Genomic DNA, 19,842 nt, shown 5'->3' on the forward strand with positions numbered 1-19,842 from the left:
TTAGATAGTATCGTGTGTACGTTGTGTTGGTTCCCGAATGGTTCGTCTGAAAGAAATCTTATTTGTTTCGATGATACCATTCGAGTGCCTTTACATTACTGCCACACATTTGCATACTGCACCACTTTCGTTTGCCGTTTTTGGTAGTATCCAGAAACAGCCAGCCACATTTGGGACAGTTTTTTAAACGTCCTGTATCATTTTTTAGCAATAATTCATAGGCATCATATACAATAGGTGCCAATAGTACCCTGAAGTCTGCCTTTGGAAATTTCCACTCCCTCTTGATTTCGTTCGCATAAGATTCCAAAGCTACATAAGGTATATAGCTCTGTAACTGCGTATTCAGAAAAGACAGATGAGATGAACTGATTTTTTGGTGGGTGCTTCTGCGTAACAGCAGTGTATATACATGCTGTCTGAATGCTTTAACTTCTTCAAGGAACACCTGTGCTTCGTTTGTTTCTGCTTTCGCAACTACTTTTTCACACTCTTTTGGGTCTATGCACTTCATTCGCAGACACCAGTAGGCAAAATCACTCAAGTTTGCAAAATAGTCTGTAGCTGATTCTTCAGTCCAGGAGCTTACTGTGTTTACAAAGTCAAGGCACAGCCTTCCACCACAAAGAATAATTTCATCTATTTTATTGTTTTTTACCATCTATTTTTATTTTATTGGTAAAGTATTACCTTTACTATCTAAATTTGTTTTAAAGGTAAAGTTAGTAAAATACAAATGTGTAAACTGCTATGTATTAGGAATGTTTTGCTGTTGATTTGTTTCATTTATCTCCATCTGTCCTGTATGTATCAAACCAGCAACCCTTTACATAAAAGCAAAAAGCATCACATTATAGAATGCCCTTTCAATCCGGGGCTAGCCAGAACTGCTTATGCCACAGAACCTGGAGTAAAAAGACTTCCGGAATGGCTGAAAAAATGTCTCACCTCTTATCCGTAAGATAAAACAATGAAAAATGTATACATCTATATCGCGTTAACAGGCATGTTCCTCAATGGAATGGTTTGTCTGGGACAAAAGAAAGGCACTGAGTTTTCCTATTTTAATCTGGCAGTTCCCAAAGATACGCCTACAGTGTTTGCCAGTGGTATTATCTCCACTCATCACAATGAATACAATAGTACGTTTTCACCAGACGGTAATGTTATTCTTTACACCATTGCCAACAATACGTATTACAACCGGTTCTATACTATCTTTATCTGCAAAAGAATAAAAGGGCAGTGGACTTCACCAGAGATTGTTTCTTTCTCTGGGCAATACAGTGATGCAGATCCTTTCTTTACTCCAGACGGTAAGGGTGTTTATTTTATCTCCACAAGACCCGTTGTTGGAAAAGCGGTGAAAGAAGATTTTGATATCTGGTATGTCAGCTATCAGAATGAAACTTTTGGTAAACCTCAGCATCTGGGGAATCAGATTAATTCATCCAATGACGAATTATACCCCTCGGTTTCAGCAAAAGGAAACCTGTATTTTGCCACTGAAAATAAAAAGACTGGCTATGATCTGATGATTTCTGCTTATAAAAACGGACAATTCCAGAAACCTGTTGGTATAAGCGATTCGATTAATACAGACAATACAGAGTTTGATGCTTTTGTTGCCCCTGACGAATCCTATATTATCTATACGTCTATGGGTGGGAAAAACAATGTCGGAAGTGGAGATCTATATATCAGCTTTCACAAAGGCAACCAGTGGACTGCAGGTAAAAACCTCGGACACAACCTAAATTCCAAACATATGGATCAATGCCCTATGGTCTCTCCGGATGGAAGATTGCTGTTTTTTACAAGTTTCAGAGATTCACAACCGTATCACTTTGAGAAACCTGTTTCGACCAGTGCCTATCTGAAAATACTTAACTCCCCATTAAATGGCCTTGGGAACATATTCTGGGTAGACCTGCACATGGTATTGAATACCCTTTGACGACAAAGCTTGCAACATATACAATCAGACCTTTGGATGTGTATATAAACAGTGACGGTGGAGTATCAAACTTTGAAGACTATTTCCCATCCGTAAAATCAGGGTAGGACAGATCAAAGTCCAGACAATCATACAGGTGGAATAGGTAAAGCTAAAATTGATTGTAGAAAAGTAGCAATGTAGAGAATTCCTTTTATCTTGGAAGTGATGTCCTATTCTGGTAAATACTCTGAAAGGATTCTTTCTTATGACTCTTAGCGATTATACTTTCTCCTTACCCCCTCGCAAAGTACCTCTTTCTCGTAGTGTTGTTACTCTAGTAGGATTTCCAGTCATACAACTATTTATATGGGGCTGGATATGTCTTTGTCTGGTCTTTGTCCGGAATAGCCTTCCGGGCAATATGTTATTTAATCCTTCAGGAGCTAGTCGGATTGACGGTAAAGATTTTTACACCTATAAATATGCCTATACTAATGGGACACTAACCACTATTTCTAACAGTAAAATAAACAATAAGGATCAAGCGTATGCTCTTTATTATAGCTTCCATGCCAATAATCAACAATTTACAGGGATATTTTTTAAAGAGGGCGATAAGCCACTGCCACAGATAGGAGACAAAGTGAAAATATATTATAGAATGGACAATCCTATTGTTTCTTATGTGGTAGGTATACAAACTAGCTCAGTCAATCAGGAATGGCTTTTCATTAGTTGTCTTATGCTGCTCGTTGGCGTTGGCATACTCACTATTTATACAGTGTTTAATAAGAAAGAAGATTACCTGATGAAATATGGGCATCTTGCAGTGGGTAAGTTTAATCAGCAGATTGAAGACAAGAATAGTGATGGAGAGTTAAGTTATCGGGTGCAGTATAAGTTTATGGCCTTCGATAACCAATACTATTATGCTGAAGAAAATCGCTCTTTGCCTGCTTATGAAGAAGATGTAGTTATACTTTACAACGAAGGACACCCAAAAGATAATCTGATTCTTAAGGTACATAAGCTATATGAACAATATGATGTGAACTTTCAGCCACTGCCTGCTTCCTGGGACGAAGTATTTTATCACAGTGTGATTCCTGCTGGTGTAATTATCAGTCAGCTATTTTTATTTATTTCCCATTGATCTGAGGTTTAATTCATTTGGCTTATATGCTTTCTCTCAACTTCAAAATGAACCAAACTCATGATGGCTTTGATCATGAAGGTTATGATATAATTAAAAAAGAAAAGGTGAATTTTGAAATAAGATGAAGAGTTGTAGCCCAAAATCCACCTTTTCTGCATTCCATAATTATGTTATCCGAATGAAAGCTTTTGGCCCAGCCAGCCTGTAGTGCGCAGAAATTGTTCCCAGCTGAGGCTATCGGGGTTTATCTGGCGACTCCATAACAAGTCGCGATCTTTGCCAAAATACCCATATTCGACTGCGTACTCTGCCATTCCCAAAATCTCATCTACTAAAAGACTGTTTGAGCTAAAGTCTGGAAGATAATAAAGGAAGTTCTCCCGTGTGAAAGCTGAGCCATAGACAGCCTTCTTGCCTGTGATCCGGACAAACGTATCAACTATCTCGCGTGGTGAGATGATTTCACCAATTACCGGTAAAGATGCTCCGGCATAATGATCAGGATTCGAAAATATCTCCAGAACTGCAGGGCCAGTAGCCGTAAGGGGATCTACAAAGGGTGCGCGGAAATCCTCTGGTAAGTAAATTGGAAATACAAAGGTATTGTCCTTTACAACAGGAGTGTAAAATTCCGGTAAATTGGTGTAAAAGAAAGCCATATAGATAAACGAGCTTGTGATGGGAAGCGTGCGGATATATTGCTCAATATTGGCCTTGTCTGTAAAATGAGGGGCAAACTTCTTTCCCGCTGTAATCTTATCTACATTTTCCAAACTACTGAAGATAAGGTGCTGAACCCCTGCTTTATTAGCTGCATCTGCTAACTCTTTGCCCAATGTAAACTCATGAGTGGCTGGGGGCGGAATACCTGGTGTCATCATGAAAACTCCCTCCGAGCCTCGGAATGCTTCCACATATTCCTTTTTGTATCCCAGATCAAGTGGCAATCTTACGAGCTCAGCTCCTTGCCGGACCAGGCTAAGCGCCACTGGTGAGTCAACCCGACGGGTAATGCCACGCACACGATAACGCCCGCTTTGTAACAAAGTACGTGCAGCGCTGAGGCCCTGCTTGCCCAAAACTCCCACAATAGTAATTAGTGGTTTATCTTTTGTTTCGTTGTTGGTTACTTTAAATGCCATTCTTTTGGTATGTCTTTAGATGAAAAATACGAACTATAAAAATTATAGTTGCAAAACTATTTTTAGTGATTTACATTCGCAATAACTATCCAAATGGATAGGTGCAACATTAGCAGTATGAAAACAGAATGTATTGGTGATTATGTAAAGCTGAAAGGGGAGGTCTATCCTTGTACAATCAGCTTGGCTATGGATTTGATGGGAGGAAAATGGAAAGCCGTTATCTTGTACCATTTAAAAGATGAGGAAAAAAGATATAACGAACTTAGAAAAGAAATGCCCTCCGTTACCGAAATGACGTTGAGCCTGCAGTTAAAACAGCTGGAGAATGACGGCTTGGTTTCAAGAAAAGTGTATGGAAAGAAACCACCCATTAAAGTCATTTACAGCTTAACCGATTTTGGCAAAACCGTTATTCCTGTTTTAGAAGCGATTACAGCCTGGGGCAATCAGGTTGTCAGGGATAAAGGGGAGTTTGTTTCTGCCGGTCAGGTGTAAATTGGTGGATACGTAACATGAACCATCCCACATTTTAAGAAAAAGGATCTGATTTTCTTAAGAGAATCTAGATAGACTCAGGATCCATCTTATCGATTGGTAAGTAAACTCAGTAAGAGTTGTTTTCTTTCTCTGGCTATTGGTAGGGAAGTATTATTAACCATGGCTGTAAGTCCATTGATAGAAGCAATGTATTTACTCTGTACAAGGTAGGAGCGGTGAATCTGGATGAATTTTTCGGCGGGCAAGGTCTCCTGCAAACTTTTCAGGGTTTTGTGTACAATCATATGTCGGTTATCTCTGAAATATACCTGTACATAGTTCTGTAGGCTCTTCACATACGTAATCTCATCAATGTGTACCCTATGGTCAACTCCATCTTCCCGGAAAAATATAAACTGAGAGTCCTGGGGGTACATCAGCTCATACAATCGTTTTGCTTTGTGAACGGCTTTTGTGAAATCTTCTAGAAAAACAGGTTTTAACAGATACTCAATCGCATTTACTTTATACCCTTTCAGTGCATATTCCGAATACGCCGTTGTGAAAATAATCATAGTAGTATCATTGTTTACCAGTTCTGCAAATTGAATACCTTTGATTCTTGGCATTTCAATGTCCAGAAATATCAAGTCTACTTCTTTGTTTTTTATCAGATCCATAGCTTGAAAAGGATTGGCATAATCTCCTACACATTCGAGAAAATCAAATGCTTTGATAAATTCAAGTAATCCCTCTCTGGCAATTCGTTCGTCATCAATTACAATACATCGTATCATAGCTCTTCTTTACCGATTTGTTTTTCTAATGTAAGCTCTAGTCGTACTGAAAATAGTTCATTGTCTTCATTTATCATTAACTGGTACTGATCTGGATAGGCCAGTGTCAGCCTTTCTTCTGCATGCTTTAATCCTATACCTCGGGACTTTGTTTTTGCCACATTTTCATCAAAGGTATTGGTTATTTCAAAAGTCAGATTTCCCTGCAAATCTACCGTACAGTATTCTTTGATAAAATAGTCATTTGCCTGATTGGGCAATACATGCTTGAATGCATTTTCAACAAATGTGGCTAATACAAAGGGTACTATATACAACTCATTTTCCGGAATGTGCCATTCACAGGATATTTGCAGTTCTTCTGCATGTCTGTTTTTTTCCAGATCAAAGTACTCTTTCAGAAATATAATTTCCTGATCCAATGGAATTAGCTTTTTTTGTGACTCGTACACATAATAGCGTAGTATTTTACTGTATTGGGAGAGAAGGAGCAATGCTTCGTTTTGATCCTTTCGGATCAGAAACTGCAGGTTGTTCAGAATATTAAATGTAAAATGTGGACTAAGCTGGTTGCGCAGCAGCTTTATTTCCATTTCCAATGATTTTCGTTGCAATACCTCCAGTTCTTTCTCCCGTTCGAGGTACTGCTTGTATTTTTCAAACGAGTAATTCAGTCCGGAAACCATCGCACTGAAGGTAAACAAACCAAAAATCACAGCCACGCGGTCATTAGTAACTTCTTTTAATGTGCTTTCGGGAGCGGTAAGTGTCAGAATGAGATAGCCTTCGACAGATAGAGCAAAGGTGGCTACCAGACAGGATATTCCCATAACACCAAGAAAAGCAAGCGTATTCAGGTTTGCTAAAAAATGCTGAGCCCATTTTCCCGAAATATAACTCAGGTATACCCGTAATGTAAGGATCACACACGTTGAGTAACTAAATGCGGTAATGAATGATATCTCCTGATTGGCAAAAAGCTGGAGCAGGATGGCCAGAAAGAGGAACATCCAGAAGAAAATTGTTGCTTTATTCTTAAATTCCATAGGTAATGAAGAAAGAATGGACTGATGCAAAGTAGCACATATCTTTTAAGTTAGCCTCTACGGTTTGTCAACAAATACAGACAGTTGGTCAAAAGCCAAACCGAGCATGCAGGGCAATGCTATACCTTTGAGCCATCAACCAAAAAACAAAGCTTTATGAAAACTAATTATGTAATTGGATGGATTCTCCTGTTGACATCACTTGTACTAACTTCAACGGGAGCTTATGCACAAGAAAGTAAGCCCGGTCTGGTACTTAACATCGGACTTACCAATGGCTACAACCTGACATCCGGAAATAGTGTTGTAAAGAACTATTATAGTATTGGGGGCAGAATAAATCTGATCTTTAATGACAAGTGGTTTGTTGGCTATACTCAAAACGGAAGCATTGCCCCTGGAAATCTGGTAAAGAATGCTGGTTTTGAAAAATCAAGAATCTATGAGTATGCTTTGTCCGGAGGGCGAAAATGGAATTTGGGTGCTCAAACATATCTGAGAGGCAACTTAAATGCCGGGATCAGTGAGTTTAAAGTAAAAACGGGTTCCGGAAGTGAGTGGGATGATGATTTTTCAGATATTTCTACTTCGGCTGCTACTTCCTATCTGGCAGGAGCCGAAACTGCAATTGGCTTCAGGTTGAATAAATACCTGGCAATTGAGGCGGGTATGTATTACCGCAGGTATTTTAAAAATGATCAGTTAATCATTGCTACCGGAGATTTAAACAGTCTAGGTGTAACACTATCATTGGCAGGCAATCTTAATCTTACCAAATAAGCATTTCCAAAATACCAGATTCTGGTTTTTACATGCAGAGGTATCGTATCTTTTACCAGGCTACAATGATAGTAAGTTGTCACAGATTTCAGAAGTGGCTTTAGTGGATCTGAAATCGTAAAAAGAACAGCGTCTAAGCTTTTGAAAGAGCAAAAGGATGGAAATCTTTTTGCTCTTTCACTTTTTTTGTTCTTCTGAAAGAACTTCTGACAAATAGAGTAGGAGTAGGTGATCTCAACAAGCTCTATACTTTCTTGATAATGTATTTATTGTAATGTTTATCCACTATTGTTTCTTTATTCATATACATTAGGTTTTTCAATAGTTTACCCGTATTGTATTAGTTATCAATGGCTTATCATTACACATAATGTAGTTACTTCTGTGATAGTTATCTTCAATCAACTTTATTTTTTGGTTCCGATAAGGTCATTATGCCAATCATTGAAGGTAAGGCAATGAGAAAAGTAACATATACCAGCTGAAAATATCATATTTCATTAATCCCAAACATTGTGTCAATCTATTACCTTTGCCTGAAATCAAAACATATGATACGTCAAATCTCTTTATCACTATTAATTGTCGCCGCTCTATCTGCTGGCTGTCAGAATCAGAAATCAGACACCTCAACATCAGAGTCCCCAACATCCGACTCTTCATCCACTGTAAGTCAGGAACCAACAAATTCTGGTAAGCTTGAAACACGTCTCGGAACGGCAGGAAAAGCATTTACAAAAGACTCTGTTCTGTTATCCTTCACTGTAATCAATCATGCAGATAGTGCACAGCGTTTTTGCAAATGGGAAACTCCCTTTGAACCACGTCTGGGTAAATACCTTGAGGTAATGCATGAAAATGGAACTGAGGCTATATTCAAAGGAGCGATGGCCAGACGAGTAATGCCACCACCTGCTGAAGCCTATATCGAAGTTGCACCTCATGATAGTGTCCGGACCGTATTTAATCTGCCAGATAATTATGCAATCACAACCGGACAATACACAGTTAAGTACAGTGGTGGTGGTGTGAGTGGCCTTGATGCAGGAAATGAAATTAAAATCAAGATAAGTAATCCCTAACAGATTGCTGGTACTATAGTCTGTTCAGATTTGCGAAGCAGGAGGATACAAAAGCAGATCTTATACCCTTTTCAAAAAGTATAAGATCTGCTTTTGTATTATTTTGTATAAAATGATACCTGAAAATCGAAATGATGTATGTTTTACACAAGTAAACTAAGGCTCGTATACACAAAACAACCGCAAAGCGCTTGTTTACAAAAAAGACATTTTTAATATAGGTTACTTTTTTTCCTTGTTCAAGTTGTCGGAATATTGGAATTATCATTGCAAGTCCAATTTCTCCTACTTCATCTATTGCTTCAATGATATACTTTTGGAGCTTTATCAGTTTATGCATACTTTAGTAGTTAATTTCCACTTTCAGTATTGACTATCTTTAGATAGAATCTCTCACTCAGATCGTCCCATTCAAGTTTTTTGTCCACTTCGATCAGTTTCTGCAACAGAAACCATAGTTGTACAGGTTCAAGCCGGATAAGATTCCGTTGTCACATTGTTAGAAATTCTTTGTTGTAGAAGTCCATATAACCTCCATACAGAAAATCCATCGTGACGCTGGTTATACTTTCCGTTTATAAAGTTGAGATCAAAATTGATTATACCTTCTTGGCCTTCTACCAAACACCCAGTAGCACTGAATGCAAAACGGATACTCTGGTTTTCATCTAGAAATCCTTTTCGGGGAATCAACTCCTGGTTCTTTGCATAGATAAAATTTATGTCCCCAAATGCAGCTAGTAGGAGATCTGTTGCCTTATAGACCTTGGCTGAATAGTCTTCTATCAATGTGAGGATAGCCTTTTCGATTTCCATTACTTATCTGAATTTACAAAATGCATTCAAGGTGTTGTGGACTTGATGTTGTCAATATAAACAAATAGTCAGTCTTTTTACTTTCCGTATCATTCATGAGTAGCATGTTAATTTTCTATATTCTTATTTCAAATGTAAATTTCTCTTCTGATAGTTGTTAAACGTATTCTTAAAATAAAAGGGTATTAGATAATATATACAATGCCTTTTTATTAACTTTGTTTTCCTGCTTCTGTATTTAATCTATGCGTAAATATTTACGACTGTATTTCTTATCTGTATCTTTCTGTCTTGTCTGCACTTCAGTTCTTTGGGGGCAACAATATTCTTTTAAAAAGCAAATTGGTACCACCGTAACTATACACCCTAATGGAATTGCCATTGATAAGAATGGTTATATATATGTGACAAGCCGATGGGGGTCTGTCTCAAAATTAAATGCTGATGGAAGGTTATTATCTTTTTTCGGTAGAAAAGGGAATGGAGATGGTGAATTGAGTGCACCCAAAGGAATTGCTACAGACCAAAATGGATATGTATATATTGCAGATGTAGGCAATCATCGCATTCAAAAATTTGATAAGAATGGTAATTTTTTGATGAAGTTTGGCTCACTGGGTAGTCTGGCGGGGCAATTTAATAGTCCTCAGGCAGTATTTGTGGATAAGCATGATAATATCTGGGTGGCTGATACTAAAAATAACCGTATTCAGAAATTTGATAAAAACGGTAATTTTTTAATGAAGATAGGCCAGAGTGGCTCGGAAAATGGAGAATTTAATAATCCCGTTGATATAAATCTAGATGCTAACGGAAATATCTGTGTAGTTGATTCTGGGAACTTCTGCCTTCAGAAATTTGATCCAGAAGGTAAATTTTTGAAGAGATTTGGTTCGGATGTATCCGCTGGTGGTGCATCCGCAGTTGCTAGGAAGATAGTAACAGATTCCGAAGGAAACATCTGGGTAACAGATCGAAGCAAATTTTATGTTCGAAAGTTTGATGGTGATGGTAATTTGATTCAGGAGGTTGAATTGAAGGGAAGTAAATTATCTACGCCTATACCTGCATTAGAGATTGCTATTGATAGTAAAGGTCGTTTCTGGACTATGGATAGTTATAGTTCTATTTATGTAAATAATGCGAATGGCGATCTTTTGTTTACTCGTGGACTTAATACATTAGGAGATAATTCAGATGGCATCTTTGGGTTTGAGCCACGAGGTGTAACTACAGATATTTACAACAATATCTGGGTTACAGATCAGGAAAATAGCCGCATTCAAAAATTTGATAAGAATGGTAATTTTTTAATGAAGTTTGGCTCTCGAGGATCAGGAGATGGACAGTTTCAAGGACCGATCCGCATGGCTATAGATCGTAAAAACAATATTTGGGTTGTTGATTACAATAACTATCGTATTCAAAAGTTTGATGCCAATGGGAGATTTTTGCTTAAGACAGGCTCGAAAGGTTCAGGAAATGGACAATTTAATCAACCTTATGGCTTTGATTTTGACGAGAATGGAAATGTCTGGGTGACAGATATAGAGAATAACTGTATCCAGAAATTCTCTGCTGATGGTAAGTTTCTACAGAAGGTAAGATCTTATTTCTCTGCAGAGAATAGTTCATCTGAAACACAGTTTCTATACCCAAGGGATATAGAAATAGACTGGGAGGGGAATATCTGGGTTGCGGATCAAACTTATCGTATAACAAAATTTGATAAGAATGGTAATTTTTTAATGAAGTTTGGTTCTTCAGGATCAGGAGACGGACAGTTCGGATATGGACCAATCGAAGGTATAACAACTGATATGCAGAATAATCTTTGGGTAGCAGATTCATTCAATGGTCGGCTTCAAAAATTTGATCGTAATGGAAGATTCTTAACGAAGATAAACTTACCAGCTGGAATAGTAGTAAGAGATGTGGCAGTAGATAAATTTGGAAACGTTTTTAGTACCTCTTACTTTGATGTATTGATTTTTTCAACTGATGAGTTAGTTTCCTTTATAAAAGGCAGAGTGTATGTAGATGAAAACCAGAATTGTACCTTTGATGGAATAGATAAGCCACATTCTGATATCGTAATAACTACCCAACCAGGTCAATATTATGGTATTACAGACCAGAATGGAAATTATGAAATTGTAGTAGATACAGGTACCTATACAGTTAGCCCGGTCTGGGATACTCAAAAAGGTATCAGAATACAACCTACCTGTCCGGTTACCAACATTTCGCCTGCTATCACCCTTAACAAAGGAGATATGGTTACTAATATAGATTTTGCCAGCAAAGTAATCAAAACCCCTTATTTGATCAGTAGTGTAAGTTCAGATCGTCGTCGTCGTTGTTTTGCCAGTAATACAGTTATTAACTACTCCAATAGTGGGTATGCAGATGCTGTCAATGCGAAGATCTATATAAAGCTACCTCAGCATGTTGTGTTTAAGGCTGCTGATAAGCCATATACCATTGACAAAGACTCAAACTATGTCTTCAACATTGATACTATCAAAGCTAATCAGCCAGGTACGATACATATCATTGATTCAGTAGCATGTGTGGCTAATATAAGAGGTTTAACACAATGTACTAAAGTTTGGATCACCCCTTCCAATAATTATACCTTACCTGATGACTCTCGGTGGGATAAGTCGGATATTGTGCTGACAGGTAAGTGTATTGAAAATGGTAGGGTACAGATTGTGATTAAGAATATTGGTCAGGCAATGGCTGATAGTGCTGAGTTCAGGATATTGTTGAATGCTCAGTTAGCTTTTCGGAAGAACTATAAGTTAATAGTAGGCGATAGTTTGGTATTGAAAATTCCTGCGAATGGCAAAACGGTTCGTCTTGAGGCAGATCAAAGGCCCGATCATCCCCGTAAATCCCAAACCAATCTGACCATTGAGGGTTGTGTGGCTTCTAGCAGTGATGTAGTTAGCGAGGGGTATGTGGATGTGTTGCCTCAGGATGATGCAGAACCCGAAGTGGCTATACAGTGTATGCAAATCATTGACTCATTTGACCCAAATGATAAGCAGGTTAGTCCGGCAGGAACCCCTGGTTACCATTATACACCTACAAATACAGAATTAAAGTATACGATCCGCTTTCAGAATACAGGTACAGATTATGCCTATAATGTTACTATAATTGATACGCTGTCTGAGTATTTGGATATAGCTACTCTGCAAATAGGGGCTGTCTCTCATGCCTATAAATTGGATATTACTGGCAAAGGGCGTCCAATATTAACATGGATATTTCCTACTATCAACCTTCCCGACAGTACTCGTGATCAGGCTGGGAGTAATGGATTCATTCAGTTTACTATCAAACCTAAAACCAATCTGGCTGAAAAGACACATATTGAAAATTATGCTGATATCTTCTTTGACTACAATGATCCGGTACGTACCAATACTACTGCTAATGTGCTCTATGATGTACCTCCTGTGATAGCTGAAGAAAATAAGTTGGCTGAAAAAGGACTATTATTTTTGATCCCTACCATCAGCAACTTTACACCTGAACAGGCACAGGTGGGGGAACAGCTAACCATTACTGGTACTAATTACCAAACTGTATTATCCGACAATAGTGTAAAGATAAATGGTGTAAGAGCCTCTGTTGTGTCAGCAACAGAAACACAATTGATAGTGACTGTTCCTGCAGGAGTGACAGCAGGTAGGGTAAGTGTAACTACACCAGGTGGAACCGCTACCAGCGAGGCTGAGTTTGTGATGAAACCTACTGCTAATGAGCAACCCCAATGGAGTCGACCAATTGTGATTTCTCCAAACCCAACCGATGGACGGTTTACAATAGACTTCTCGAAGACAGCTGTTCAAATTCAGACTATTGAGATATACAATCACTTGGGACAACGGATCAGTTCACAAACCATTTCAAAAGGAAGTACTGGAAAAGAGGTAGACCTCTCATATAATGGAGCAGGAATATATTTAATTGTCTTCAAAACTGACAAAGGAAATTCTACCCGTAAGTTGATTATCAAATAGAGGCAGACTATGCTTTCGTTCAATCCCTAAGCCGATTTGTCAATGTTCAGCTTGGGTATTTTTGAATTTATTACTGCTTGTAAATACCATCTATAAATCACACAGTTCTTTATGTTTTAGAGATGGCCTAGCAATATAATTGTTCTGAAAATACCTTAGCTATGAGTGGAGCCCAAGGGACAAATGATAGCTTTCTGAAAATAGTTATTCTGTAGATTAGTCATAATCAAAATGAAATACAAGTTTGAAACTCCAGAATTTGGAATTAGTGCACAAGGCATTCACTTACTGAGAAACCGATACAATTACCAAACATATTCTTTCCAGGATATTGACACTATACAAATAGGCCAGGGACGATTAGTCAATAACTGGATTTTAATTTTTCTGATTGGCCTCGCTCTTACAGCGGGGGCATTATATTATATCTATAATCTGTATCTGGCTTTTATAGAAGAACGGGTATCCCATTTTTATGTAGAGCAAATTCTGATTCCGGTTCTTCCTTTGTTTGTAGGAATGTATTGTCTGTGGACTTCTCTGCGAAAAGGGAAGACCCTGACAATCCTATATAATGGAAAAACCAAATGCCTGCCTTTGGTCAGACTTGAAAAAAATAATCAATTGGAAGTCTTTCGTTGCTATTTGCACGAACAAGATTCTCTCAAAGGAAAGGTGGTATAAGAAAATTGTTTTGCTTCCCTTACTAGAGCAATGGTTTTCAATTTCAACACTACTTTCAATATATGATATTCCTGAGTGAAAAAGATAAACGAGATGGCCACAAGCTATTAGAGTCTATTCAGTGTAAGCAAATAGATAATGTCAAAGAGATGCTTGAGTCTGGAATAAGTCCTGTCAAGAAACAGAGTTTATTTCAATCTCTTGATTCGCCTTTGGTCTGTAGTGTACAAACCAGATCTCTAGAATTAGTTAAGTTGCTACTTGACTATGGGGCTCCGGTTAATGAGAAGGGAAAGAGAAAAACAACAGCTTTGGAATATGCCTGTTTTTTTGAAGAAGCGGAAATCGCAAAAGTTCTACTTGAACATAAAGCTGATATCATTTTTTTTAAAACTATCTATCAGGCGGACAGTGCTCTCTATTATAATAACGAGAAAATCATCAGGCTTCTAATGATTTATCAGGTTGATCCTATCCCTTTACTAGAAGCACATCATTATAGGCTAAGTTTACCTGTTCTAAATCTTTTGATTGAGGGTGTTGGTCATCGGGTTCCAAAGTATATTTTAGATTTTTGGGAGAGACTAAAGGCAACTGAAAGAAAATATGGAAAGTGCTGACCATCTCCTGACTTATAGGGATGATAATGTATCTGTTAGGGCAGATAAAATTGGGGGACTATTATAGAAAGAGTCCTAATTGTACATAAATAACCTACCCATGAAGCCATATTCTATTTTTCTGGTGATACTTTTTACCTTCGCCTCCTGTGATTGTCTGCAACGAGCCAATGGGGTTGTCCTTGATAGGCAAACAAAATTACCTGTTTATAATACAGTAGTCGCTCAGACAGAGAAGCCCGATGTAAATGATCCTGAAAAAGGCCGATCCTATACTGATACAAGTGGAACGTTTGAATAGATGATTTGGTCAAGGTTAGTTAAAGAGTGTCCAGATTTTTTGTGGCTTTATATTTTGCTACCAATGGCAATGAGAGTAAACTTAGCAGAATGATAAGTGTAACAGACAGGATATAAACAAGCGGCCTGTTTTTTAACGTTTTCATTAGTTAGTATAGCTTTGGGATGGTGGTATTGATTGTCGGAGTACAGCTTCTAAAAAATAAGTGGCAGATCTTGGATTCTCTCTGTTCTTTTTATGGCTTAAGTGCCTATGATATATATTTACATGATACAATCTGGCTGATTCATTCGAAGCTCTTCTTGCTTCATTTTCGATAGACTGAAATTTATAATGGAGGTTATTCTATAGTTCGATTACTGGAAGACCTACACAAAAAAAATTTGAACATTTATAATTGAACCCCCATTATAAAATCTGATATTCATGTATATACTCAAGTATAAGATCATTTTAATCTTTTCTTAGCTCATCAAATAAAAACTTGTTTAAATCATTGCTTATTGGGTATTCTAACTTATAATCATGCGTGTAGCTTAATACAGGTAAAAAGAATTCACAAATCTTGTTTCCCTTAATTTTTTGATAATAATACAAATAGGATACAGCTGGCTCAATAGCAGACTGTCGGAATCGTCTATCGTAGGATTTTCCCTGAAATGCACTATTAAGCAATATAGAATCTGTTATCAGATCTTCTCTGATCAATTTGTATGTCGTAGTATGTGATTTATCATCAAATACAGTCTGAACTAAAAATAATTGATACTCCTTCGCTACTTTACCCACAATCAGATATTTATCGCGTAGATTGTATAGTAAATAATTGTTTGTATCCAGTCTGTTTTTTACTATTTCTAAGGCATTTTTGGCCTCTGAGAGGACCAGAGGAGTTATGTATTGACTATTCTGGCTATAGGCACAAATACTAAAAGCAAGGGCACAAATGGAGAGTATTATTTTCATAGTAGTTGCTTGTACTAAGTAGATAAGTCACCTGGATTATTTGCATTTTGGTTAAGCATGTCAGATGTATAAGAATGAAACAAAATGATGCTAATAGGGACTCTTTTCTGTTTGAATACCCTCTGGAAGTAAAAATAACTTTGCATCGAGTTTTTGAGGCACTACTTCTGTAGCCACACTTTCCAGTATAAATTGAGGGTTTTCAATGACTAGTTTTAATGGTAAAGCATTAGCTTTTGAAATATATTCAGCCCAATTGCCAAGCTTGTGTTTGGTAAATAAATTCTTAGTTACTGATAATTTGGAGTTAAAATAGTATTTCTGAGTGCCACTCTTACAGGTTAATATTAATTCATCACAAGTATAACCCAAAACTTTTGCTACTCCTTTATTGATCTGGGCATTTAGTACAGAATCTGGATTTGTAGCTCCATCATTCCAGAATACAGCCTCTGAATTGGCCATTTTTGTATATAGCTTGTTGTCTTTGTTAACATAGAGTTGCCATTGTAACAGAGTACCATTCGCCGTTGTTTTGTAGCTGCCTCCCTTAATAAAATATTCGTACTTGTTTCCCATAAAAGTACTCCATTGCGTATCAGAAACTTGAGGGTTATTGCTTTTATAGGAATTTGTATAGGTTATTTTTCCTTCAAAGTCCTGTCCAAGTAAAATAATAGTTATAAGTAATGTCCAAAAAGTTAAAATTATCTTTTTCATACAGAATTAGTTTGATTACTTAGTTTTATGGGTATTCAAATAGTTAGTAGTATCCTCACCAAGAAACCGTCTGAGTTTTTCTTTATTGTTGATATTTAATGTTAATAAGGCAAGTGAAGGTTCTGATTTGCAAATTGTTACCGAAATGGTGTCACCAACCTGATAACGTTCATAGGTTTGATTACTTATTGCGGGTTTGTATGTATAGTTTTGGCCTTCTACTTCATATTCAATATCAATTCCCAAGCCTTTATAATCATGTTTATCTGTTACGAGCCCTGTGACTACTTGTAGATTTTCTAAAATACGCCTGTATTTATAGGATTGATACTTATCCCATAAAATGAAAATACCCTGTATCAATAGAAAAATAATAGCAGAGGCCAAAACTACTACTATAAATTTACCAAGTCCAGATGATTGTTTAGACTTTAACATTACACTAATTCTTTTATTTCTGCTTTTTAACTCTATGGATTAAAGATATGGATAGAGTTACTTCGTCACAAAATACTTGTAAATAAATGGATAAGAATAGGAGTAAAGTGTATCTTCTTTTATTCGAATGACTCCATATAAACGATGGCTCCCTAATTCGCTGGGTGTAAAGTCAATTGTTGCTTTACTCTCTTCAACCGGAACGGTAATTGTTTTAGAAATGAAAAAGTTTTGATCTGATTTTCCCAGAAATACAACGATGTTTTTTGTAGTATCCGAAAGAATGAGATTTAAGACAGCCTTTTGATTAAAAATAACAGTATCATTTCCTTGTAATACAACGGATCGATCTGTTCTTTTCTTTTTACCTTCTTTATCATATTCTTCATAAAGAAAACCTTGTTCATTCTGCTTCCATATAGTTCTGCGTCTTAGCATTTGGTTTGGATAATATTCTTCCATAAACCCATCCAATGCTCCATTCACCCGTTGTTCTTTGCGAATCAATTGATCTGAACTGTCAAAGTATAACTGAGTAATGGTGCTATCATTCAACTGTAGTCTTTCCGGACTCTTATGCCTGGTATTACATGAAATGGTGACCCATATTATAGCTACAGTGATATATGAAATCTTTTTTTGCATATGAACCCATATCTTATGGAATAACATGAACGTTTAATGCTCTCATTTATATACTTCTTAATACCTCTTTTCAGTAGTAAGATCAAAAAGCTCCAAATCAGTATACTGATAAATATAGTTGAGAAAAAAATAATTACCGATCCTTCCAACAGTTTCAGGTTATCTACCAGTAACATACCAAGCACCATGAATAAGATAGAAATTGTCATTGCTGACTTAACCACTCATTCATCACTCAATACATGGTCATCATATGCATACCCCAATATGATAGAAGCTATTGCTACAACTGTTACAAAAAATAAAATTAGTAAATAGTGTCTCATAGTTAGATTTATGCAATTGGGTTCAAAGAAGGAAATATTTTACTTCAGAAATGATTTTTGTACTCATAGAATGTTTGCTTCTATTTATAGTTTCTCTACAGAAGGTAGGTTCAGAGACTAGCTAGTCTGAAAAATAACTATTAACAAATTTGCTTCCAAAACCAGTAAATGAAAATGGATAGGGTTGCCCTATCCATTGATTGTATATACAACAAGCAAAGCGGGATATTCTATACTCCTGCTATATCATTAAAGTATACAATAGTACCATCAGGTGCCTGAGCTGTACCTACAAACTGATAGATGCTATCCACATCCACTAGGGTGTAAGTAACAGAAGCGTTGGTTACAGTGGTAGGTGTAGAGCTCAATGATTGTTGTACTGTAACTTTTGATACAACACCACTAGTATTGATAGCACCATAAAATTTAAAGTAATATCCCCCCTTCGCTATAGTTGCCAGGTATTGACCACATTTCTTACAACTTGTGGTACCACAAGCTGTACTAGCTACTGGAAGTATATCTACATACCATCCATCAGGGAGGTTGGATGAGCCTGTAGAGGCCAGATAAATAAAGGTAATAGAACCTGGCTGGTTGGTGTAGTTATAGATGTAACGCATACCCGCTGTTGGATTTGTTGGAGGCGTTCCATACAGATAGTCAGCAGGGATTACCCAAGTATTGCCTTGACAGGAATAATAATATGAACCTGCCCGACAAGAAGTACTTGGTGCAACGTATTTCTGTCCGTTTATTGGATTATCAGGGAAATGAAGTTCACAGGTAGAACTTCCTACAGAGCCCGTATTCCCGCTAGTAGGGCATTCTACTTGTTCATAAACAATATGCATCATTAGCGCGATTGTTTGTTCTCCTTCATATACCCATTCTACATTAGAGGTATAACAAGGTTTTTCAGTAGGGTCCTGCTCAACAGGGGTGATTAGGGAAGCTGCTTTCAGAGATGTTTCTTTTTCTGTTGGTTCTATGTCCTGATTAACACAAGACATCACAAAAACCATGAGCAATGGAATGAATACACGGATTACTTTTACCATACAATGTGGTTTACTTAAATGTTTGTTTTTGAGATTGGAAAAATGTAAAGGATTGATATTTAGTTAATTGACAACTTTTATTGTCGAAGTAACTAAATTGAGGCTATTTGAGGCGTGGCAATTTAATAAAAAAACAATTGCTACACAGTATATGACTATATTTTATGTAGAAAATAAAGAGATGCAATAGATAGGGAATAGATAAGGTGTTTTATTAATTTTAAGAGAAAGGTAAATTTGAATAAATTATGATACTCCTTGAAACAAATATATAGTATGCCGTCCTTTGCAAAGAGATGACTTTGTTATGACACAGAAAGATAATCTTTGTAGGTCTGAATATGAATGAAGTAGACAGAAAGAAGGGAGAGAGGCTCTTTTTATGGCTAACTCAAATCATTTTTGAGCTAGCTGCGTTAGAACAGTTGGGAAGGTATTGACACCCCAATGCTCATAGTATTTTCCGTTTTTAACTCTGACAATATCAATCACCTCGATGGTAATTTTCTTTCCTGTAGGAGCGATACCTAGCAAAGTACCTGTCTGTGTACCTGTGATTGTTTTTCGTGTGGTGACCAGATCACCTTCTGCTATTTGCTCATGTATAGTTACTTTCAGATCCGGAAATGCTGGTCTGAGGCCCTGCTTGAAGGTATACAACATCCCTTCTTTACCTGGCTTAGCTCCGGCCGGAGCGGAGTGGTTCACAAACTGAGCCATCCATTAACTGATTGGCTGCTTCCATATTTCCCTGCTCGATTACTTCTTTGTTAAAACGTATAACCACTGCTTTATTTTTTTCT

At 37.1% G+C, this 19,842-nt stretch carries 20 protein-coding genes; 9 read left to right on the plus strand and 11 right to left on the minus strand.

Annotated elements, in window-relative coordinates:
• Positions 1 to 58 precede the first annotated feature (58 nt).
• Complete coding sequence (locus tag QNI22_RS02320; protein WP_314508980.1) at positions 59 to 661, minus strand: CGNR zinc finger domain-containing protein; 603 nt, start codon at positions 659 to 661, stop codon at positions 59 to 61.
• Positions 662 to 970: 309 nt separating this feature from the next.
• On the opposite strand from QNI22_RS02320, the gene QNI22_RS02325 reads away from it, so the two are divergent.
• Together QNI22_RS02325 and QNI22_RS02330 are read left to right on the plus strand one after the other, a co-directional pair.
• Entirely contained in the window at positions 971 to 1,957 is a 987-nt protein-coding gene (locus QNI22_RS02325) for a TolB family protein (RefSeq protein WP_314508981.1), read from the plus strand.
• Positions 1,958 to 2,204: 247 nt separating this feature from the next.
• On the plus strand, positions 2,205 to 3,092 hold the full coding sequence (locus QNI22_RS02330; protein ID WP_314508982.1) for a hypothetical protein: 888 nt from the start codon (positions 2,205 to 2,207) through the stop codon (positions 3,090 to 3,092).
• Positions 3,093 to 3,265: 173 nt separating this feature from the next.
• On the opposite strand, the gene QNI22_RS02335 is transcribed toward QNI22_RS02330, so the two are convergent.
• Entirely contained in the window at positions 3,266 to 4,237 is a 972-nt protein-coding gene (locus QNI22_RS02335; RefSeq protein WP_314508983.1) for an NmrA/HSCARG family protein, read from the minus strand.
• 117 nt (positions 4,238 to 4,354) lie between these two features.
• Here QNI22_RS02335 and QNI22_RS02340 point away from each other — a divergent pair, with 117 nt between their 5' ends.
• Positions 4,355 to 4,735: a winged helix-turn-helix transcriptional regulator gene (locus QNI22_RS02340; protein ID WP_314508984.1), complete on the plus strand. Its 381-nt coding sequence runs from the start codon at positions 4,355 to 4,357 to the stop codon at positions 4,733 to 4,735.
• A gap of 89 nt (positions 4,736 to 4,824) precedes the next feature.
• On the opposite strand, the gene QNI22_RS02345 is transcribed toward QNI22_RS02340, so the two are convergent.
• Both QNI22_RS02345 and QNI22_RS02350 read right to left on the minus strand, forming a co-directional pair.
• A complete protein-coding gene (locus QNI22_RS02345) occupies positions 4,825 to 5,514 on the minus strand; it encodes a LytR/AlgR family response regulator transcription factor (RefSeq protein WP_314508985.1) in 690 nt (229 codons plus the stop codon).
• Positions 5,511 to 6,560, minus strand: a complete 1,050-nt coding sequence (locus tag QNI22_RS02350) for a sensor histidine kinase (RefSeq protein ID WP_314508987.1) — start codon at positions 6,558 to 6,560, stop codon at positions 5,511 to 5,513. Before QNI22_RS02350 ends, QNI22_RS02345 begins: the two co-directional genes overlap by 4 nt.
• Before the next feature lie 156 nt (positions 6,561 to 6,716).
• On the opposite strand from QNI22_RS02350, the gene QNI22_RS02355 reads away from it, so the two are divergent.
• Together QNI22_RS02355 and QNI22_RS02360 are read left to right on the plus strand one after the other, a co-directional pair.
• Positions 6,717 to 7,340 carry a hypothetical protein gene (locus QNI22_RS02355; RefSeq protein ID WP_314508988.1) on the plus strand — a complete coding sequence of 208 codons (624 nt, stop codon included), beginning with the start codon at positions 6,717 to 6,719 and terminating at the stop codon, positions 7,338 to 7,340.
• Between the two features lie 551 nt (positions 7,341 to 7,891).
• The gene (locus QNI22_RS02360; protein WP_314508989.1) at positions 7,892 to 8,422 is read left to right on the plus strand and encodes a hypothetical protein; all 531 of its coding nucleotides are present in this window, start codon (positions 7,892 to 7,894) and stop codon (positions 8,420 to 8,422) included.
• A gap of 468 nt (positions 8,423 to 8,890) precedes the next feature.
• Here QNI22_RS02360 and QNI22_RS02365 read toward each other — a convergent pair whose 3' ends face one another.
• Positions 8,891 to 9,238, minus strand: coding sequence for a DUF6896 domain-containing protein (locus tag QNI22_RS02365; protein ID WP_314508990.1), 348 nt, complete (start codon positions 9,236 to 9,238; stop codon positions 8,891 to 8,893).
• Positions 9,239 to 9,483: 245 nt separating this feature from the next.
• On the opposite strand from QNI22_RS02365, the gene QNI22_RS02370 reads away from it, so the two are divergent.
• The 4 genes from QNI22_RS02370 to QNI22_RS02385 all read left to right on the plus strand — a co-directional run bounded on the left by QNI22_RS02370 (position 9,484) and on the right by QNI22_RS02385 (position 14,880).
• Positions 9,484 to 13,275 (plus strand): DUF7619 domain-containing protein, encoded by a 3,792-nt coding sequence (locus QNI22_RS02370; RefSeq protein ID WP_314508991.1) that lies wholly within the window; start codon positions 9,484 to 9,486, stop codon positions 13,273 to 13,275.
• 231 nt (positions 13,276 to 13,506) lie between these two features.
• Positions 13,507 to 13,959, plus strand: coding sequence for a hypothetical protein (locus QNI22_RS02375; protein WP_314508992.1), 453 nt, complete (start codon positions 13,507 to 13,509; stop codon positions 13,957 to 13,959).
• A 62-nt stretch (positions 13,960 to 14,021) separates the two neighbouring features.
• A complete protein-coding gene (locus QNI22_RS02380; protein WP_314508993.1) occupies positions 14,022 to 14,579 on the plus strand; it encodes an ankyrin repeat domain-containing protein in 558 nt (185 codons plus the stop codon).
• Between the two features lie 100 nt (positions 14,580 to 14,679).
• On the plus strand, positions 14,680 to 14,880 hold the full coding sequence (locus QNI22_RS02385; RefSeq protein ID WP_314508994.1) for a hypothetical protein: 201 nt from the start codon (positions 14,680 to 14,682) through the stop codon (positions 14,878 to 14,880).
• Positions 14,881 to 15,333: 453 nt separating this feature from the next.
• Here the strand turns inward: QNI22_RS02385 and QNI22_RS02390 are convergent, their stop codons facing one another.
• The 6 genes from QNI22_RS02390 to QNI22_RS02415 all read right to left on the minus strand — a co-directional run bounded on the left by QNI22_RS02390 (position 15,334) and on the right by QNI22_RS02415 (position 19,759).
• Positions 15,334 to 15,846 carry a hypothetical protein gene (locus QNI22_RS02390; RefSeq protein ID WP_314508995.1) on the minus strand — a complete coding sequence of 171 codons (513 nt, stop codon included), beginning with the start codon at positions 15,844 to 15,846 and terminating at the stop codon, positions 15,334 to 15,336.
• Positions 15,847 to 15,936: 90 nt separating this feature from the next.
• Positions 15,937 to 16,566 (minus strand): hypothetical protein, encoded by a 630-nt coding sequence (locus tag QNI22_RS02395; protein WP_314508996.1) that lies wholly within the window; start codon positions 16,564 to 16,566, stop codon positions 15,937 to 15,939.
• Between the two features lie 15 nt (positions 16,567 to 16,581).
• Positions 16,582 to 17,004: a DUF3592 domain-containing protein gene (locus QNI22_RS02400; RefSeq protein WP_314508997.1), complete on the minus strand. Its 423-nt coding sequence runs from the start codon at positions 17,002 to 17,004 to the stop codon at positions 16,582 to 16,584.
• Between the two features lie 57 nt (positions 17,005 to 17,061).
• Complete coding sequence (locus tag QNI22_RS02405; protein WP_314508998.1) at positions 17,062 to 17,649, minus strand: toxin-antitoxin system YwqK family antitoxin; 588 nt, start codon at positions 17,647 to 17,649, stop codon at positions 17,062 to 17,064.
• A 556-nt stretch (positions 17,650 to 18,205) separates the two neighbouring features.
• Positions 18,206 to 19,039 carry a hypothetical protein gene (locus QNI22_RS02410; protein WP_314508999.1) on the minus strand — a complete coding sequence of 278 codons (834 nt, stop codon included), beginning with the start codon at positions 19,037 to 19,039 and terminating at the stop codon, positions 18,206 to 18,208.
• Between the two features lie 396 nt (positions 19,040 to 19,435).
• On the minus strand, positions 19,436 to 19,759 hold the full coding sequence (locus QNI22_RS02415; protein WP_314509000.1) for an ester cyclase: 324 nt from the start codon (positions 19,757 to 19,759) through the stop codon (positions 19,436 to 19,438).
• Positions 19,760 to 19,842: the final 83 nt, after the last annotated feature.

Origin of the sequence: Xanthocytophaga agilis, from assembly GCF_030068605.1 — a bacterium.
In the GTDB taxonomy this organism is placed as follows: domain Bacteria; phylum Bacteroidota; class Bacteroidia; order Cytophagales; family 172606-1; genus Xanthocytophaga; species Xanthocytophaga agilis.

Bases quoted from the DNA above. Each gene is read 5' to 3' on its own strand.
- QNI22_RS02325 (WP_314508981.1), top strand. From the start codon at position 971: ATGAAAAATGTATACATCTATATCGCGTTAACAGGCATGTTCCTCAAT.
- QNI22_RS02335 (WP_314508983.1), bottom strand. From the start codon at position 4,237: ATGGCATTTAAAGTAACCAACAACGAAACAAAAGATAAACCACTAATT.
- QNI22_RS02375 (WP_314508992.1), top strand. From the start codon at position 13,507: ATGAAATACAAGTTTGAAACTCCAGAATTTGGAATTAGTGCACAAGGC.
- QNI22_RS02415 (WP_314509000.1), bottom strand. From the start codon at position 19,759: ATGGCTCAGTTTGTGAACCACTCCGCTCCGGCCGGAGCTAAGCCAGGT.
- QNI22_RS02330 (WP_314508982.1), top strand. From the start codon at position 2,205: ATGACTCTTAGCGATTATACTTTCTCCTTACCCCCTCGCAAAGTACCT.
- QNI22_RS02385 (WP_314508994.1), top strand. From the start codon at position 14,680: ATGAAGCCATATTCTATTTTTCTGGTGATACTTTTTACCTTCGCCTCC.
- QNI22_RS02340 (WP_314508984.1), top strand. From the start codon at position 4,355: ATGAAAACAGAATGTATTGGTGATTATGTAAAGCTGAAAGGGGAGGTC.
- QNI22_RS02410 (WP_314508999.1), bottom strand. From the start codon at position 19,039: ATGGTAAAAGTAATCCGTGTATTCATTCCATTGCTCATGGTTTTTGTG.
- QNI22_RS02350 (WP_314508987.1), bottom strand. From the start codon at position 6,560: ATGGAATTTAAGAATAAAGCAACAATTTTCTTCTGGATGTTCCTCTTT.
- QNI22_RS02395 (WP_314508996.1), bottom strand. From the start codon at position 16,566: ATGAAAAAGATAATTTTAACTTTTTGGACATTACTTATAACTATTATT.
- QNI22_RS02355 (WP_314508988.1), top strand. From the start codon at position 6,717: ATGAAAACTAATTATGTAATTGGATGGATTCTCCTGTTGACATCACTT.
- QNI22_RS02390 (WP_314508995.1), bottom strand. From the start codon at position 15,846: ATGAAAATAATACTCTCCATTTGTGCCCTTGCTTTTAGTATTTGTGCC.
- QNI22_RS02345 (WP_314508985.1), bottom strand. From the start codon at position 5,514: ATGATACGATGTATTGTAATTGATGACGAACGAATTGCCAGAGAGGGA.
- QNI22_RS02320 (WP_314508980.1), bottom strand. From the start codon at position 661: ATGGTAAAAAACAATAAAATAGATGAAATTATTCTTTGTGGTGGAAGG.
- QNI22_RS02405 (WP_314508998.1), bottom strand. From the start codon at position 17,649: ATGCAAAAAAAGATTTCATATATCACTGTAGCTATAATATGGGTCACC.
- QNI22_RS02360 (WP_314508989.1), top strand. From the start codon at position 7,892: ATGATACGTCAAATCTCTTTATCACTATTAATTGTCGCCGCTCTATCT.
- QNI22_RS02380 (WP_314508993.1), top strand. From the start codon at position 14,022: ATGATATTCCTGAGTGAAAAAGATAAACGAGATGGCCACAAGCTATTA.
- QNI22_RS02370 (WP_314508991.1), top strand. From the start codon at position 9,484: ATGCGTAAATATTTACGACTGTATTTCTTATCTGTATCTTTCTGTCTT.
- QNI22_RS02400 (WP_314508997.1), bottom strand. From the start codon at position 17,004: ATGTTAAAGTCTAAACAATCATCTGGACTTGGTAAATTTATAGTAGTA.
- QNI22_RS02365 (WP_314508990.1), bottom strand. From the start codon at position 9,238: ATGGAAATCGAAAAGGCTATCCTCACATTGATAGAAGACTATTCAGCC.